General features: G+C 41.3%; 13 protein-coding genes. 8 read left to right on the top strand and 5 right to left on the bottom strand.

Going from position 1 to position 17416, the window contains the following annotated elements:
- Positions 1 to 62: 62 nt before the first annotated feature.
- On the bottom strand, positions 63 to 2594 hold the full coding sequence (locus MHI60_RS10285) for a PEP/pyruvate-binding domain-containing protein (RefSeq protein ID WP_144483644.1): 2532 nt from the start codon (positions 2592 to 2594) through the stop codon (positions 63 to 65).
- A 281-nt stretch (positions 2595 to 2875) separates the two neighbouring features.
- Between MHI60_RS10285 and MHI60_RS10290 the strand changes: the two genes are divergently transcribed.
- The 3 genes from MHI60_RS10290 (at position 2876) to uvrA (ending at position 8283) form a co-directional block, all read left to right on the top strand.
- Positions 2876 to 3121, top strand: coding sequence for a CsbA family protein (locus MHI60_RS10290; RefSeq protein WP_024426229.1), 246 nt, complete (start codon positions 2876 to 2878; stop codon positions 3119 to 3121).
- 292 nt (positions 3122 to 3413) lie between these two features.
- The gene (uvrB, locus tag MHI60_RS10295; protein ID WP_144483642.1) at positions 3414 to 5399 is read left to right on the top strand and encodes an excinuclease ABC subunit UvrB; all 1986 of its coding nucleotides are present in this window, start codon (positions 3414 to 3416) and stop codon (positions 5397 to 5399) included.
- Positions 5400 to 5406: 7 nt separating this feature from the next.
- The gene (gene uvrA, locus MHI60_RS10300; protein WP_095409648.1) at positions 5407 to 8283 is read left to right on the top strand and encodes an excinuclease ABC subunit UvrA; all 2877 of its coding nucleotides are present in this window, start codon (positions 5407 to 5409) and stop codon (positions 8281 to 8283) included.
- Between the two features lie 31 nt (positions 8284 to 8314).
- Here uvrA and MHI60_RS10305 read toward each other — a convergent pair whose 3' ends face one another.
- Positions 8315 to 8545, bottom strand: coding sequence for a hypothetical protein (locus MHI60_RS10305; protein ID WP_144472049.1), 231 nt, complete (start codon positions 8543 to 8545; stop codon positions 8315 to 8317).
- Positions 8546 to 8742: 197 nt separating this feature from the next.
- On the opposite strand from MHI60_RS10305, the gene MHI60_RS10310 reads away from it, so the two are divergent.
- From MHI60_RS10310 to MHI60_RS10330, 5 genes are all read left to right on the top strand, one after another.
- Complete coding sequence (locus tag MHI60_RS10310; RefSeq protein WP_144483640.1) at positions 8743 to 9078, top strand: DUF4870 domain-containing protein; 336 nt, start codon at positions 8743 to 8745, stop codon at positions 9076 to 9078.
- Positions 9079 to 9089: 11 nt separating this feature from the next.
- The gene (locus tag MHI60_RS10315; RefSeq protein WP_144472051.1) at positions 9090 to 10181 is read left to right on the top strand and encodes a DUF4097 domain-containing protein; all 1092 of its coding nucleotides are present in this window, start codon (positions 9090 to 9092) and stop codon (positions 10179 to 10181) included.
- Positions 10182 to 10187: 6 nt separating this feature from the next.
- Positions 10188 to 10382 carry a PspC domain-containing protein gene (locus MHI60_RS10320; RefSeq protein WP_060698416.1) on the top strand — a complete coding sequence of 65 codons (195 nt, stop codon included), beginning with the start codon at positions 10188 to 10190 and terminating at the stop codon, positions 10380 to 10382.
- Positions 10383 to 10769: a phage holin family protein gene (locus MHI60_RS10325; RefSeq protein WP_048237526.1), complete on the top strand. Its 387-nt coding sequence runs from the start codon at positions 10383 to 10385 to the stop codon at positions 10767 to 10769.
- 95 nt (positions 10770 to 10864) lie between these two features.
- Positions 10865 to 14719 carry a metallophosphoesterase gene (locus MHI60_RS10330; protein ID WP_144483638.1) on the top strand — a complete coding sequence of 1285 codons (3855 nt, stop codon included), beginning with the start codon at positions 10865 to 10867 and terminating at the stop codon, positions 14717 to 14719.
- A 29-nt stretch (positions 14720 to 14748) separates the two neighbouring features.
- On the opposite strand, the gene MHI60_RS10335 is transcribed toward MHI60_RS10330, so the two are convergent.
- From MHI60_RS10335 to nagA, 3 genes are read right to left on the bottom strand one after another with little or no spacing between them, the layout of a single operon-like run.
- Positions 14749 to 15474 (bottom strand): GntR family transcriptional regulator, encoded by a 726-nt coding sequence (locus MHI60_RS10335; protein WP_144472055.1) that lies wholly within the window; start codon positions 15472 to 15474, stop codon positions 14749 to 14751.
- Between the two features lie 18 nt (positions 15475 to 15492).
- Positions 15493 to 16218 carry a glucosamine-6-phosphate deaminase gene (gene nagB, locus MHI60_RS10340; RefSeq protein WP_095409642.1) on the bottom strand — a complete coding sequence of 242 codons (726 nt, stop codon included), beginning with the start codon at positions 16216 to 16218 and terminating at the stop codon, positions 15493 to 15495.
- Entirely contained in the window at positions 16218 to 17408 is a 1191-nt protein-coding gene (nagA, locus tag MHI60_RS10345) for an N-acetylglucosamine-6-phosphate deacetylase (RefSeq protein ID WP_095409641.1), read from the bottom strand. Before nagA ends, nagB begins: the two co-directional genes overlap by 1 nt.
- Positions 17409 to 17416: the final 8 nt, after the last annotated feature.

Genomic DNA, 17416 nt, shown 5'->3' on the forward strand with positions numbered 1-17416 from the left:
TTGCAACAAAGTAAGTATACCGATAAAACCTATGACCGCCAATATCATCCAAAATGATAAGCTTATGCACGCGAATGCTGCTTTAAAATCTGAATGCGTCCATTGCTGCCATCTACTGTCACAAGGTCACCGGATTGAAGTGTTTCAGTTGCTATTCTAGTACCTAAGACAGCTGGCATCATATACTCTCTTGCAATAATAGCTGAATGAGATAAAATGCCTCCAGCATCGGTGATGACTGCTTTCGCATCTCTAAATAAGCTCGTCCATAAAGGTGTGGTCGTTTTACAAACTAAAATATCATCCTTTTGGAATTGTGAGAATTCTTCAGCACTAGTAATCACTTTTACTCTTCCGGAAACAATACCGCTGGATGCGCCAATTCCATGGATCACATCTTGTGTGTTGTTTTGATTTTCTCTTAATGAACCAAGCATTCTTTCCACTTGCTGCAATTCAGCTTCAGTTGGTGTGCCGGTGTAAGCTGGTGGTTGAATGGCTTCATTTTCTTTCATTTCCATTTTTCTTTGCTGGATAACCGAATCGAATGAGATAGACGTTGTGAGCGCTTTTTGTACCTCTTCATCGTAGAGATACCAAAGATCTTCTTGATGAGGAATGGCTCCTTTTTTTGCGAGAAGCTCACCAATTTTTAATAGATATACCCGGGCTTTTGCATCTAACATTGCATCAATGTAGAAGTGGTGGTCATCTCGGATATTCGCTGCTTGAAGGGCAAATTGATACAGCGTCTCAAATTTTGTTTTAAACGACTCATCCTTCACTTGACTCATAAAATGTTTATACGTCTCTTGTCTTTTGATCACTGCTTTTGCAAATTCTTCATCAAAATCACATTGGGACTGGATGTTATTTCTGATGATATCTAATATAAACTCCGGGTTTTCTGCCCAAGTCTCATCCGTAAGGTCATGACTTTTAACAGATCGCCAGCCGTAAACTTGGAGAAAATCCTCCAATTTCGAAATGAAATGCCTCCCTTTTTCCGAGTGTTTGAGTGCATGTAACAGCTCCGAGTTCTTTTCATGTTGAATAAATGCTTGATGAAGTTCTGGATCTTGAAGGACATCCTTTGCGATATCAGATAGCACCTTGTCTGTTTCAAGAGATTTGTTCATCACGCCTATCATCATTTCGTGCAGCAAGACGACTTGGGTTTGATCACCAGTATACGTGACAAGCATGTCTTCAATGATGGCTGATAGTATGATTTGCGGTGTGACGATATCAAAATGATCATCATACGCTTGGATATAAAAATCCTTTAATTCTTCAAAGCCGATGATGGCTTTTTCAATGGTCATAGGTTCCTTCATTTGGCGATCGAGTTTTTCGTAAAATGGAAAGAAATTTTTCTCTAGAATCTCATACATCCGCTCACTTAAATGCGGAAATAGCTCAAATATACGTTCATCAAAAACGGGTGCAGCTCCTTCTTGCGCTTCTGGCAATGCTGGTGCTGAGTATAGGTGGCCTCTGTAAAGCTTAATATCTTTGATGTTCATATCAGGCACTTGATACTTTTCTCCATTTTTCTTCATCCCGCTTTTTAAGGCTGGTATGATCAAGCTTGAGAAAAGAGGGCTCGTTGGACCAGGCATATGATCGTCCATTGAAATCCAGAAATCCTGCAGCTCTTCTGGCTGCATTTGAAAAGAAGCGCCCGCTGATTCATTTACTGTTTTTGGGAGGGCTGCGGTAATCGGCCTTGCTTGAAGTAAATAAAACGACCCATCTGCTATGCCAAATTCGATATCGACTCCATGTCCGTAAAGTTCTTCTACTTGTTTCGTAATTTGTGTGATTTTTTTCAATTGATCATCGTTCAGGCAAAACTGGCCAGCCAATTTCTCCGCCACTGGCTGTTCCATGACACCCTCTTGGAAAGGAACAATTTGCAGCTCTTTCGCCCCAAGTGTTTTTTCAATCGAAAAGTTCTCTTTATCTACAATAAACGTGTCTGGTGTCACAAGGCCGGAGACAATTGCTTCTCCCAATCCGTAGCTTGCGGTCAGCATCATTTCATTTGTTTTCCCCGATACGGGATTCTCACTAAAGATGACACCGGAGACGTCAGAATGGATCAACCCTTGAACAACAACGGCCATGAGCGGCATCTCTTCCTCATTTTCATTCATCTCTTCCTTATATTCTGTGACTCTCGCGGCAAAATAAGAAGACCAGCATTCTTTGACTGCTTGTAAAAACTCTTCATTTGTTTTGATATTTAAATAGGTCTCGTACTGTCCTGCAAATGAGGCACCTTCGAGATCTTCAGCAACAGAAGAGGACCTGACTGCAACAGAGGGATAAGTCTTCCGCAATGATTGAAAGGACGAAAGCAGCTCTGCTTCCATTTGTGAAGGGAACGATGCTTCTTTGATTTTTTGAGCAAGGTTTTGTTCTGCTGGTTGCAGATTGTGATATGAAAGAAAGCTTGCAAAGCTGTTGGTTTTAATAATAAATCCATCTGGGACTGGCAGGCCGTGATTGTTTAATTTGATTAAATTTAGGCCTTTTGCCCCTGCGAGTGATGCGGATTCTTCAGCCGCATGAAATAAAACTGAATACATGGGAATGCCCCCTTATCCAAATAGCCAATGGTTTGTATGTCTCTCTATTTTTTAAAATGATAGTGCGCACTATCATTTTAATCATAGGATTGATTGGATGTTATTGTCAAAGACGGAAAGACCTATCTTTACAAAGGGGACAATCTCACTAATTTCCTTCTATTTCTAAAACAAAAGTCTCCGAACATGAAGAAAAAAGGCGAAATTGAAAACTGTGAATTGTTCAATATGCCAATCTTTACTATAATCAAGGAAGTAGACCATGAAGAGGGAGGGTTTTTGTGATTACAAAAGCCATATTTGCACTAGTTTTTCCTTTCTTGCTCGTTATTTTATTTTCAAAGGTTACTTACAATCATTACGTGGGCATTGCGTTAACAGCAGCGCTTTTATTTGCTTCGTACATGAAGGGCTATACAGAAACCTACTTTATTGTGGGATTAGATATTATTTCTTTAGTAGCTGGGGCTTTGTTTATGGCTAAGAAAGAAATCGAAAAAAGAGAAAAAGCTGAAGAAAATCAATGATGTCATCGCCATCAAGAGCTTGATGGCCGAAAACTGACATGTTTTAAACAAGAGCTGTGCTTACGATTTCTGGTAAGCGCAGCTTTCTTTTTCTGCTCATCGAATATCTCACTCCAAAATGTTCCATACTGAAAGGAAGGTTTTCTTAAGAGGGTTATTTGCCATGGGAGAGAGGGTATGACTGTATTGGAAATAAAAATCAAGTAAGAGCCGAACTTTAGTTCGTATTTTTGTGTTCTTTTATGATAATATATTCATTAGATAGATTTCGTAACGAAACGGAGGCTTTGATGTGAGTGACCGCTTTGAATTAGTTTCTAACTATCAGCCCCAAGGAGATCAGCCAAAGGCAATTGAAAAGCTTGTTGAGGGGATCCATCAGGGGAAACAGCATCAAACGCTGTTAGGTGCTACAGGTACGGGAAAGACCTTTACTGTCTCCAACCTGATCAAAGAAGTGAACAAACCGACACTTGTCATTGCGCATAATAAGACACTTGCCGGTCAGTTATACAGCGAATTCAAGGAATTTTTTCCGAATAACGCTGTTGAATATTTTGTAAGTTACTATGATTATTATCAGCCAGAGGCATATGTGCCTCAGACCGATACATTTATTGAGAAGGATGCCAGTATCAATGATGAAATTGATAAGCTGAGACACTCGGCTACGTCCTCGTTATTTGAGAGAAGAGATGTCATCATCATTGCCAGTGTGTCCTGTATTTATGGCTTAGGTTCGCCAGAGGAATATAGAGAGCTTGTGCTGTCTTTGCGTACTGAAATGGAGATTGAACGCAATCAGCTGCTTCGTAAGCTGGTGGATATTCAGTATTCTCGTAATGATATAGATTTTCAGCGCGGAACCTTCCGAGTCCGAGGAGACGTCGTTGAGATTTTTCCTGCTTCACGAGATGAGCATTGTATCAGAGTGGAGTTTTTCGGTGATGAAATTGAACGTATTCGTGAAGTGGATGCGCTGACTGGAGAAATACTTGGTGATCGTGATCATGTGGCGATTTTCCCAGCATCTCACTTCGTCACAAGAGAAGAAAAAATGGAAAAAGCAATTATAAATATTGAACAAGAGCTAGAAGAACAGCTCGAAAAGCTTCGTGAAAATGGAAAATTGCTTGAAGCGCAGCGCCTTGAGCAGCGGACAAGATATGACCTTGAGATGATGAGAGAGATGGGTTTTTGTTCAGGAATCGAGAACTATTCAAGACATCTGACTTTGCGTCCGCCTGGTTCAACACCTTACACACTGCTTGATTATTTCCCAGATGATTTTATGATTGTTGTCGATGAGTCGCATGTGACGATTCCGCAAATCCGCGCCATGTACAACGGGGACCAAGCAAGAAAGCAAGTGTTGGTTGATCACGGATTCCGCCTGCCATCAGCGCTTGATAACAGACCGCTCACCTTTAATGAATTTGAAAAGCATATCAACCATATTGTGCATGTATCAGCAACGCCTGGTCCATACGAGCTTGAGAAAACACCAGAGGTTGTGGAACAAATTATCCGTCCAACGGGATTACTTGATCCAATCATTGAAGTCCGTCCGATTGAAGGACAAATTGATGACTTAATTGGAGAAATTCATGCACGAGTTGAGAAAAATGAGCGTGTGCTCGTGACCACGCTGACGAAGAAAATGTCTGAGGATCTCACAGATTACTTAAAAGAAATCGGAATCAAGGTGAATTACCTGCATTCAGAGATTAAAACCCTTGAGCGGATTGAGATTATCCGTGATCTGCGTCTCGGTAAATATGATGTGCTTGTTGGAATCAACCTTCTTCGTGAAGGACTGGATATTCCAGAAGTGTCGCTCGTGGCCATTTTAGATGCAGATAAAGAAGGCTTTTTGCGCTCTGAAAGATCCCTCATCCAGACGATTGGCCGTGCAGCGAGAAATGCAGAAGGCCGGGTCATTATGTATGCAGACAATATGACGAAGTCGATGGACATTGCGATTCAAGAAACGAAGCGAAGACGAGAACAGCAAGAAGCATATAACGAGAAATTCGGGATTACCCCGCAAACGATCCATAAGAAAATTCGAGATGTCATTAAGGCAACAAAGATACATGAGGATTCAGAAGAATACGAAACAAAAGCAGCACCAAAGCTTTCGAAAATGAGCAAAAAAGAACGAGAAAAAGTGATCGAAAAAGTCGAGATGGAAATGAAAGATGCAGCAAAAGCGCTTGATTTTGAAAAAGCAGCAGAATTAAGAGATCTATTGCTAGAGCTAAAAGCGGAAGGATGATTGCCTGATGGCTATGGAACGAATAGAGGTGAAAGGTGCTAGAGCCCACAACCTTAAAAATATTGATGTCAATATCCCGCGTGACCAGCTAGTGGTCATTACGGGATTATCTGGTTCAGGAAAATCGTCGCTTGCCTTTGATACCATTTATGCAGAAGGTCAGCGCAGGTACGTTGAATCTCTTTCAGCGTATGCACGCCAATTTCTTGGACAAATGGATAAACCGGATGTAGATGCCATTGAAGGTCTTTCTCCGGCGATTAGTATTGACCAGAAAACGACGAGCCGAAACCCTAGATCAACAGTTGGTACTGTCACTGAAATTTATGATTACTTGCGTCTTTTGTATGCTCGAGTCGGAAAACCTATTTGTCCTATACACGGAATCGAAATTACGTCACAAACGATTGAGCAGATGACAGATCGTATTTTAGAGTATCCTGAAAGAACGAAATTGCAAGTGCTTGCGCCAGTTGTATCTGGCCGCAAAGGAACACATGTGAAAGTACTTGATCAAATTCGGAAGCAGGGCTATGTGCGAGTGAGAGTCGATGGAGAGATGGAAGACCTTTCAGAAGATATCGAGCTTGAAAAGAACAAGAAGCATTCCATTGAAGTGGTCATTGATCGAATTGTGGTCAAAGAAGGCGTTGCTGCTCGTTTGTCTGACTCTCTTGAAACTGCGCTTCGGTTAGGCGAAGGCCGGGTGATGATTGATGTGATTGGACAAGAAGAGCTGTTATTCAGTGAACATCATGCTTGTCCGCACTGCGGATTCTCTATCGGTGAGCTTGAGCCGAGAATGTTTTCATTTAATAGCCCTTTTGGTGCCTGTCCGAGCTGTGATGGGCTTGGTTCTAAACTGGAAGTCGACCCTGAGCTTGTCATTCCTAATAAGGAGCTGACTTTACGGCAGCATGCCATTGCACCATGGGAGCCGCAAAGCTCGCAATACTATCCGCAGCTTCTTGAAGCTGTATGTACACATTATGGTATCGACATGGACATTCCGGTAAAAGATATCCCATCGCATTTATTTGATAAAATTTTATATGGAAGCGGATCTGAACGGATTTATTTTAAATATGAAAATGATTTTGGACAGGTACGTGAAAATGAAATTGAGTTTGAAGGCGTTCTTCGTAATATTGAACGGCGTTATAAGGAAACAAGCTCAGATTATATTCGTGAGCAAATGGAAAAATATATGGCCAATCAGCCATGTCCAACATGTAAAGGATATCGTCTGAAAAAAGAAACGCTGGCGGTTCTCATCAATGGCAAGCATATCGGGGAAATCACCGATTTGTCTGTCTCTGATGCCCTTGATTTCTATGAAAAAATCGAGTTGTCTGAGAAAGATATGCAGATTGCCCAGCTCATTTTACGTGAAATCAAAGAGCGTTTGTCCTTCTTAAATAATGTGGGATTAGATTATCTGAATTTGAGCCGGTCGGCTGGCACACTATCAGGCGGAGAAGCGCAGCGGATTCGCCTGGCGACTCAAATCGGGTCAAGGCTGACAGGTGTTCTTTATATATTAGATGAACCATCCATTGGTCTGCATCAGCGCGATAATGACCGGTTGATCGGGACGTTGAAAAACATGCGCGACATCGGAAACACACTGATTGTCGTGGAGCATGATGAAGATACGATGCTAGCCGCTGATTATTTAATAGATATTGGACCTGGAGCAGGAGTTCATGGTGGAGAAGTGATTTCAGCTGGAACGCCAGAAGAAGTCATGAAGGACCCGAAATCCTTAACAGGACAATATTTATCTGGTGAGAAATTTATCCCGCTGCCAATTGAAAGAAGAAAACCAGACGGCCGCTATATTGAGATAAAAGGTGCAAAAGAAAACAACTTGAAAAACGTGAATGCGAAGTTTCCTCTGGGCGTCTTTACAGCTGTGACCGGCGTATCCGGCTCAGGGAAAAGTACGCTTGTGAATGAAATTCTATTAAAATCACTTTCACAAAAATTGCACAGAGCGAAGGCGAAGCCAGGACAGCACAAAGAAATCAAAGGAATGGATCATTTAGATAAGGTCATTGATATTGATCAATCTCCAATTGGCCGTACACCAAGATCCAATCCTGCCACGTATACAGGTGTCTTTGATGATGTGCGGGATGTGTTTGCACAGACCAACGAAGCAAAGGTACGAGGCTACAAAAAAGGCAGGTTCAGTTTTAACGTCAAAGGCGGCCGCTGTGAGGCTTGCCGCGGGGATGGCATCATTAAAATTGAAATGCACTTTTTGCCAGATGTGTATGTACCTTGTGAAGTGTGCCACGGGAAACGTTATAACCGTGAAACACTCGAGGTCACATATAAAGGGAAAAACATTGCTGATGTGCTTGAAATGACTGTGGAGGACGCACTCCAATTTTTCGAGAATATCCCGAAAATTAAGCGGAAGCTTCAAACGATTTATGATGTTGGGCTAGGGTATATTACACTTGGACAGCCTGCAACGACATTGTCCGGAGGAGAGGCGCAGCGCGTGAAATTGGCATCTGAGCTTCACCGCCGTTCAAACGGAAGGTCTCTTTATATTTTGGACGAGCCGACAACAGGACTGCATGTGGATGATATTGCCCGTTTATTAAAAGTGCTTCAGCGTTTGGTTGAAAACGGAGATACAGTGTTGGTCATTGAGCACAACCTTGATATTATCAAGGCTGCTGATTACCTTGTTGATCTCGGACCAGAAGGCGGTGCAGGCGGCGGAACGATCATTGCCTCTGGCACTCCTGAGCACATTGCCAAAGAAGAAGCATCTTACACAGGAAAATACTTGAAGCCTATTTTAGAGCGTGACCGTAAGCGCATGAAACAGTTGGTTAAAGAAACGGAAAGTGTGACTTCTTCATAAAGAAAACCCCTCGATATGAGGGGTTTTTCTTTTATTGCACATCTTCCTTCGGCATTAAATTAGTGAGGTGCGTTAAATCCTTTAAAATATGGGTGCTGCTGCTGTCGAGCAATACCTTTAAATAACGGATATCACCATACTTTGGATGAGACGGATGAATGGTCTCAAGCTCCTTGATCATATCGCTGTTCATGCTTTTCTGTTTCTGTATAAGGTCTAAAAGCGTTTGAGCCGTTTGTTTTGAATTATGATGATCTGTCAAAATAATTACCCCCTATATTGATAATCACCATCTTTTCAACATATTTTAAAGGGTAATCTGTGAAGAATCTACTCTTAGGTGCAAAAAGAAATAATTTGTGTCTAAGGTCATATGTAAATCGAATGATTTTGAAACTTTTTATACGCAATAAACGTATGAGTTAGAAAGGAATTTTCGTTATAAAGGAGCGAATATATATGAATAGAGATCAGTCGATTATTGCTTCTATTTGTTACTTTAGTGTATTTTTTATGCCGTTTATCGTACCGATCGTGGCGTTTTTTGTAGTAGATCAAAAGGAAACGAAGCGGCACGCGATGCGGGCATTATGGTCACATCTTTTGCCAGTCGCGGCGTGCATTCTGTTGGTTTTTGGGTCTATCCCATTTTTATTGGCGACACAAGCAGGCGACTCACTTATGCCAGTCATGACGGTGTTCATCTTGTCTTTTTTAGTAGTCATTGGCTTTTTGATCTCTGTCATTTGGAATATCATTCAAGGTATTAAAGTACTTCAATCCATCAAATCTTAGGAGGGCTTTGTATGAATGAAAAAGAACGAATTTTAAAATTAGTAGAAGACGGGATATTGTCAGCAAAAGAAGCAATTACGCTTTTAGAAAAACTAGAAGAAGGTCAGTCAGTCTCATTAGAAAAGTCTACAGCTGAGCACACCTTTCATGAAGAAAAAGCTGGAGCAGAGAGCAAAGGAAATGGCACCGAAAACCTTGGGGCAAAGCTGTTTGGCTGGTTAGATTCTGCGGTGAAAAAGGTAAAAGACGTGGATCTTGATTTGAACTTTGGACAGTCAGTTGATGTTGAGCATATTTTTCAGTTCAAGGACGCATCGCTTTCTCATTTAGATATTCAATTGGCGAACGGCAGCCTCAACGTGATGCCTTGGGACGATCGAGATATTCGAGCTGAGTGTCATGCGAAAATCTACCGTGCAGAGGATGGAGAGCAGGCAAGACAGCAATTTCTCAATCAATTGGACTGCGGGCTTGAAGGAGATAAATTTTTTATTCGAACTGAAAAAAAGACGATGAAGGTCAATGTTACTTTATACGTACCGCGTATCCAATACGATAAGATCAAGATCAAGCTGTTTAATGGGCCGATTCGCGGGGAAAAGCTAAAGACAAAAGAACTTGCCGCGAAAACGACAAATGGTGTTGTCTCTTTTGCTTCGTTACAAGCAGAAAAAGTCGGAATTGAAACAGCAAACGGACAAATTAAACTGGCAGATCACGAGTGTGGTATGATTGAAGTAGAAACCATCAATGGGCTCATAGACCTGCGCGGGAAAAGTGAATCAATTGATGCCCAAAGCTTTAACGGAAATATTGCTGTTCAGCTGTCAGATGAAAAGTGCCGTTCCATCTATGCGAAAACGACAACAGGCAGTGTGGACGTTCAAATCCCGCGTGCTTGTGCAGTAACTGCTGAGCTGAAAAGCAATCTCGGGTCTATCTCTCACGATTTACTTGATGCAGAGATGATTAAAGAGAAAAATGAAACATTACAAAAAGAGAAAATGATCAAAGCCAATCAACAAGCGGTGCACAGTATATCCATTTTTGCAGAAACAAAAACAGGCTCAATACAAGTAAAGCACCAATCAGACAAGGAGTGATTCTACATGAAGAAGCTTTATCGTTCAGCAACAGATAAAAAAATAGCGGGTGTTGTTGGTGGACTTGCGGAATACTTAAGCGTGGATGCATCCCTGCTTCGCATTTTAACCGTCATCATCGGATTTTTGACAGCATTTATGCCGATCTTCCTGATCTACTTCATCTGGTATTTTGTTGTTCCGGAAGAAGGCACTAACTAAATGCTTAGATGGATCATCAGTATTTTAGTAAATGCATTACTTTTAATCGTCATTGCTGGATATTTTGATTCGGGCATTCTGCCTGGGCTCGGTAGCGTGTATATTGAAGGGTTCGGCGCAGCCATTGTGGCAAGTATCATTTTGTCCTTGCTCAATATTTTAGTGAAGCCGTTTTTGATCATTTTAACGCTTCCAGTGACCGTCCTTTCACTTGGATTGTTCTTATTTGTCATTAATGCCATTACACTAATGATGACATCGAGCTTTATGGGGGATAGCTTTAACATTGATGGGTTCGGAACGGCCATTTGGATGGCTGTCATTTTATCCATTTTCCATCTGTTGATACAAAAAGGAATTGTAGAGCCGTTAGCGAAAAAAAGCTAACGGTTTTTTTTGTGCAAATTTGTATCGTTTCTCCTTTCCATCTGACATAAAAACCCCCTTCAGGAGACACAATATCCGAAGGGAGGCGGTGCAAGATGGTGAACGTGAGCAGACAAATTATGCTTTTATGTTTTTTTATCATTCTTTTTTGTTTCAGTCAGCCTGCTTCAGCAGGGCCTTTTCTTCAAACAGAAGTGAATGTACCAGACAAGCCTTTTTCTCCTTTTATCTTTGATCAATTTCATGTGGACGTCCGCCCGGTTCAAGGAAAAAGCCATGATCTTCAGTTTCGTGCGTCCATTAGTGACCAAGAACAGATTTTGTCTGCGAACTTGTACTATAAACAAAGTGATGAACTGGGGTACCGCTTGATTCCAATGGAACGGCTGCCAGGAATGAAACCAGAATTTACAGCGAAAATTCCACCAGATCAATTATGGAATCCAACCGTTCGTTACTATACAGAGTTCCTTACACAAAAATCAGTGATCAAAACGGCTGAGAAATCGGTTCATTTAAATGGATTTGAAGAGGATCTTTCACATATTCCGGACTTATTCATCACAGAAATTGTCGTCAATTCAAAAAACCGAAAAGGCAAAGATGCTTTTGAGTTTATCGAAGTGTATAACACGACACATGCGCCTATCTCTCTTAAACATTATCAGCTCCGCTATCGCAATCCTGCTCATGGTATCGAAATGGATGATGTATATTCCTTCCACACAAATCCAGTCACCATTTCACCTGGAAAACCTTATGTTTTCTGGCTGAGAAAAAAAGGGCAGGAGCATTTAACTGCAGCGGACTTTAATGCCATGTACAAAAGCCAATTAAAAGAGGGCGAGCATTTATCCATTATCGAGAGCAAAGGGCTGTCCAACTCTAAATCTCGTCTTGTTTCGATCACAACAAATATAGGTGAAGAAATTTCTTCTGCCGCATTTCGCTTGAAGCCATCATGGTTTAGCGAGCATAAATCCTTGCTGTTTAAGTATCCAATGGATGGTACGACGCAGATGAAACTGATCTCGAAAATCGAGGAAGAACCCACTCCAGGTAAAGTACTAAAAGCACAAATTCCATCTGAAAAAAAGGAAATTTCTCAAGATATCCATAAACCTGTGATTGAAGATATGACAGTGAGGAAGCCAGTGAAACCAACTGAAAGCGTAGAGATTAAAGCAGATGTCCAAGATGATCAGGACGTGAAAACCGTCAAGCTGCGCTATCGAACGAATCGAAAAGATGCGTTCAAGGAAATTCTGCTGCAAAAAGACCATAATGACCGGTTATTTCATCATATTATTTATTCACCTGAGTTGATTGGGAAGGAACAATTGGAATATCAGCTTGAAGCGTCAGACGGCGAAAATGAAGCCAAGACGTTGAAAAAGACGATTGATGTGGAGCAGATCAGCAAAGCCCACGGTCTCCGATTCAATGTAGAAGAGGGAGATACGGTTTCAGGGTTATTTTCATTAAAGGCAACGTCTGATCAGAAAAAAAGCATCGAATTGCGGATAGATGGAAAACGGAATCAGCAAGTATCCTCTGCCCTTGAAGCAGATCCATATATCGCATTTGATGTCAAAGGAACAAATTTATATTTTAAAAATGGTGTGTCTATAGGTAAGCATTTACTTTCTGTTTTTGATGATTCGACAAAAGTGTATCGTACCTATACAATGCCAATACCCGAAGAAGAGATAAAAAAGGCAGGTCTTCAAACGATCTCTTTCCACGCTGGCACGAAGTCTTCTCCGATGGATCGGCTTCCTGGAGAGAATCATGATGATTTTGAATTGAAAAATGTCAGGATGATCTTATCGAATGGAACACAAATCCCGCCAATCAATGCGAAGCCGCAAAAAGAATGGAGAATGGGAGACGGCGGGAATGCCAAAAAGGTGAGAACGTTTCAATTTGAGATTCCAAAAGAGGCTTATGTCTCAACCTATCTAAAGTGGGACACAAAAAGGCTGAAAGAAGGGCCGCACTTGATTGAGGCCAAAACCTCAGACGAGCATGCTTCAGTACGTGTGAAAGTTGATAATACTGGGCCGAGAATCAAAACCAACGTACAAGCAAAGGATCAATATAAAGGCGCCTTTACATTAAAAGCAAAAGTAACGGACCGTTGGAGTGACATTGAGGAGTTGAAGGCATATGTAGATGGCAAACCAGTTTCTTTGCCATATCAGACATCCTCTAGTGAATTAAAGCCTGGGAAGCACACATTGACAATCAATGCAAAAGACGCTGCCGGGAACGTATCGACGTTGAAAAAAGAGTTCAAGACGGTACATGAGCATCCTGAAACACCAGAACGGGTGGCAGATAAGACGAAAATGAAATCATCAAAGCAAACTGTGCTAACAAAGGATCCAACGAATGATAAGTTAGATTACTCTTTTTATCGTGCCTATCAATATACATCGCTGCATCCTTCAATGAAGATTTTTAAGTATGCAGCAGAGACAGAACCGCCAAAGAGTTATCTCCAAAAAGGAGAAATGATTTTTTCTGATCAAGAAAGGAACCGCATTGCATTTGTTGATGGGAAGGCAGTTGAAACGAAGGATTTACAGCGTTTTCCTTATCACCGTTTTCAAATTAAGGTTCATCATGATGTACGTGAAAAGGATGTCGTCGAAGCTGTATGGAAAGGGAGTTCACTGTCAGGGAGAAAGGTGACAATGTACGCGTGGAATCACCAGCAGGAAAAGTGGGATAAAATCACTCATCACTTTGCCAAGGATACAAAGGAATTTTACCTGAAAGGGCTGCTGTCAGTGAGACAGTACATGAAGAATCAAACGTTTGATTTGCTAGTACAGGATGAAATCAGCAAATCGCAAAAGCCATATAAGATGGTATGGATGTCTGACACTCAATATTATGCAAAGAGTTATCCACATATCTTTAAACAAATGGTCGAATGGATCAGAGATCAGAGGGAAAAATTAAACATTCAATATGTGTTCCATACAGGCGATATTGTGGATGATTCAAAGGATAAGCAATGGCAGCGTGCTGATACATTTATGCGTGTATTAGATGAGAATCACATTCCCTATGGTGTTTTAGCAGGAAATCATGATGTTAGACACAAGGACGGTTTATATGCGGAATACGGGAAATATTTCGGGGAAAAACGCTTTGCTGATAAGCCTTACTATGGTGAATCCTATCGAAACAATAAAGGTCATTATGATCTCATCTCTGCCGGCGGCAATGATTATATGATGGTGTACATGGGCTGGGGGATTAAGCAAGATGAAATTGATTGGTTAAACCGTGTAATTTCTGAGCATCCAGATCGTATCGTCATTTTAAATTTCCATGAGTATTTGTTAGTGAGCGGCAATCGAAGCCCGATTGGCGACCTCATCTTCCACCAAGTGGTGAAACGCCATCCTAATATTGTGGCAGTATTTAGCGGTCATTACCACGGAGCAAGCAGGAAAGTAGATGAGCTTGATGATGACCATGATGGAAAAGTAGACAGGAAAGTATACCAAATACTCGCCGATTATCAGTCAGGACCTGAAGGTGGTCAAGGGTTTATGAGGGTAATAACAGCTGATCAAGAAAAAAATCAGCTTCATTTTACGACATACTCACCTTACTTGAATCAAGAGCATTTTTATGATCCTAAAACGTATGGAGATAAGGATGAATTTTCAATCGATGTGGATTTGACACCGAAAATGAAATCTGTCAAAACCAATTATTTTGAACTCAATGTGTATACGAATGTTCTTCTAGGAGAGGCGCGAGGCATAAAAAGCGGCAAAAAAGCGAGCTTTGAGTGGAAAGGCTTAAAGCCAAATGAAGATTATTATTGGTACACTGTAGCAAAAGATCGTTTTCAAGGAAAAGCCATCTCACCTATATGGAAAATTCATACAAAAGATGATGGTGAAACAAAATTTCTTAGGAAATAAAAAACAGTGCTCCGTGTTGGGGGCACTGTTTATCTTTCCATTGTATGAATGAGCTTGTAACGATCCCCTCTATAAACAGAAACGACATACTCAAATGGAGTGTCTTGTTGAAAAAAAGTCGTTCTTGTTATTGACAGCACAGGATCGCCTGCTGAAATAGACAGCAAGTTTGCTTCTTCCTTTGAGGCAACATTGGCTTCAAGTTCCTGTTTTGCATGAGCAATGACATGTCCGGTGTGAGTTTCTATATATTCATATAAAGAGCCAGTTAAATGTTTCTTTGTTAAATCTCCGGCAAATCTTTCAGGTATATAGCTCGTTTCAATCGCCATCGGTTCATCATTTGCAAGGCGTATCCGTTTGAGCTCAAATACAGCATCACTATTTGACAGATGTAAGACTGGCAGCAAGTGCTCTGGACATGCAGTTTTTTTGAAGTCAATCAGCTGGCTTGATGCTTTGAGTCCACGCTGGCGCATATCCTCTGAAAAGCTTGTTAAGCCTTGAAGCGGCTGTTCAAACTTTTTTCGGCTAACAAAGGTGCCTTTTCCTTTTTGTCGATACAAATATCCTTCGTTCACAAGATTCGATAAGGCTTGTCTGACAGTCATTCGGCTAATACCAAAGCGTTCGGCATATTCTCTTTCAGAAGGAATGAGTGTATCAGGTGCTAATGTTCCATCCTCAATCTGTTTTTTCAGGTTCTCCATAATCTGATGGTACATCGGAATAGGTGACTGCTTATCAATAAACATGTGAAAATCCTCTCGTTTTTAGCGTAGTGATCCAGCTTCTCGATCAATCAAAACCGTTACATCTTCATGAAGTTTCAGTGCTGATGCTGGAAAGTCTGGATGAATCTCTGCCTGTTCTAAATATTGTATCACTTTCGCTTTTGATTTTCCTGAAGCAAGAAGGAGAATCTTTTTACTTGAAAGAATGCTCGCAATTCCCATCGTGATGGCATGTGTAGGTACCTCATCGATAGACGAAAAGTATCTAGCATTGGCCTGTCTTGTGTTTTCGTCTAACTGCACGACATGAGTCTTTGAGTTGAAAGGGGTACCAGGTTCGTTAAAACCAATATGTCCATTTTGACCGATTCCAAGGAGCTGAAGATCGATGCCGCCTACATCCTCAATGAGCTGGTCATATCTTAAGCATTCCTTTTCTAAATGAGCTGCATTGCCATCTGGAAGAAAATACTGATCGTGAGGGAGATCAATATGATCAAATAAATGACGTTTCATGTAGGTCATATAACTATTTTCGTGTTCTGGATCAAGTCCTGCATATTCATCTAAATTGATTGTTTTTGTTTGCTTGAAAGACAATTGACGCGCTTGATGAAGTTGAATTAACTCTTTGTAAGTATCAATAGGTGTACCGCCTGTTGCTAGGCCGAGTACGGCATCGGGTTTAGCAGCTATTGTACTTGCAATAATGGCAGCTGCTTCTTTTCCTAATTGATCTTTGCTTTCAAATTCGATGATGTTCATTAGTGGTTGGCCTCCTTTTTTTCAAAGACGATTTGTCCACGGCAGATCGTCATCATCAGTTCACCAGATTCATCCCAAATCACCAAATCTGCTAGTTTTCCAACTTCGATGGAACCGAGCTGTTGATCAAGTCCCAGCTGAGCGGCCGCATTGGTTGAGGTCATCTTCGCAATCTCTGTCCAATCACAATCGGTGAGCTGTTTCATCCGTTTGACGCCATCTTTCATTCGTAAAATCGATCCTGCAAGTGTACCATTGTCCAGCAATGCTTTTTCGCTGCTGACTGTGACCGTCTGACCACCAAATTCGTACGTTCCATTCCCGAGCCCTTTTGCACGCATCGAGTCTGTAATCATGATTAAACGATCACTTCCTTTCGCCAAATACGCAAGCTTGATGGAAAGAGGATGGGAGTGAATCCCATCTGTGATCAGCTCAGTATAAAGGTTCTCGTTCGTAAGAGCAGCACCTACAGCGTTCGGTTCACGGTGCTGAAACGAACTTATTGCGTTATAAAGATGCGTTACATGGCGTGCACCATGCTTAGCTGCTAAATTTATCATGTCATGATGGGCATTCGTATGTCCAATAGAAGGAATAATGTTCTTTTCTTGTAATAGAGAAAGAAATGCAAAATCTGTGTCTTCCTCAGGCGCAAACGTGACAATTCGAATGAGCTGATCAGAAGCATCCAGCCATTTTTTAAAAAGTGGGATGTCCGGCTGTTTAATCCATTGAACAGGCTGTGCCCCTGCCTTATCTTTAGAAATAAATGGACCTTCGAGATGGATTCCTATACATTGTGCCTGACTTCCTGCTTGTGCTTCATTACTTTGTTTCCACTGAGCGACATTTTTAAGTGCCTGCTCAATCTCATGATGGTTTTGTGTGATGGTTGTCGCTAAAAAACTTGTCGTTCCTTCTGACGGTAGGTTGTCAGCGAGTGTATTCATCGCTTCTGCCGTCGCATCCATCATGTCTGCACCATATCCTCCATGGATGTGAATATCAATCATTCCGGGGAGTAAATAAAAGTTTTCCCGGGAAATATATACTTTTTCATAATTTCCTGTCGGTGGTGATGTTGAAATATAGTCAATCTTGCCATCGCGTAAACCGACAAAACCGTTTTCAATGATCTTTGATTTTGTCACAATATGAATATTGGAGAGCAATAAAGAACCGCTCATGTTTGAGC

This window comes from Bacillus sp. FSL K6-3200 (genome assembly GCF_038630485.1).
GTDB lineage: Bacteria > Bacillota > Bacilli > Bacillales > Bacillaceae > Bacillus > Bacillus safensis.

Excerpts from the sequence above, each read along its gene's own strand:
- MHI60_RS10285 (WP_144483644.1), bottom strand. The coding sequence starts at position 2,594 with ATGTATTCAGTTTTATTTCATGCGGCTGAAGAATCCGCATCACTCGCA.
- uvrA (WP_095409648.1), top strand. The coding sequence starts at position 5,407 with ATGGCTATGGAACGAATAGAGGTGAAAGGTGCTAGAGCCCACAACCTT.
- MHI60_RS10310 (WP_144483640.1), top strand. The coding sequence starts at position 8,743 with ATGAATAGAGATCAGTCGATTATTGCTTCTATTTGTTACTTTAGTGTA.
- MHI60_RS10315 (WP_144472051.1), top strand. The coding sequence starts at position 9,090 with ATGAATGAAAAAGAACGAATTTTAAAATTAGTAGAAGACGGGATATTG.
- MHI60_RS10320 (WP_060698416.1), top strand. The coding sequence starts at position 10,188 with ATGAAGAAGCTTTATCGTTCAGCAACAGATAAAAAAATAGCGGGTGTT.
- MHI60_RS10325 (WP_048237526.1), top strand. The coding sequence starts at position 10,383 with ATGCTTAGATGGATCATCAGTATTTTAGTAAATGCATTACTTTTAATC.
- MHI60_RS10330 (WP_144483638.1), top strand. The coding sequence starts at position 10,865 with ATGGTGAACGTGAGCAGACAAATTATGCTTTTATGTTTTTTTATCATT.
- MHI60_RS10335 (WP_144472055.1), bottom strand. The coding sequence starts at position 15,474 with ATGTTTATTGATAAGCAGTCACCTATTCCGATGTACCATCAGATTATG.
- nagB (WP_095409642.1), bottom strand. The coding sequence starts at position 16,218 with ATGAACATCATCGAATTTGAAAGCAAAGATCAATTAGGAAAAGAAGCA.
- nagA (WP_095409641.1), bottom strand. The coding sequence starts at position 17,408 with ATGAGCGGTTCTTTATTGCTCTCCAATATTCATATTGTGACAAAATCA.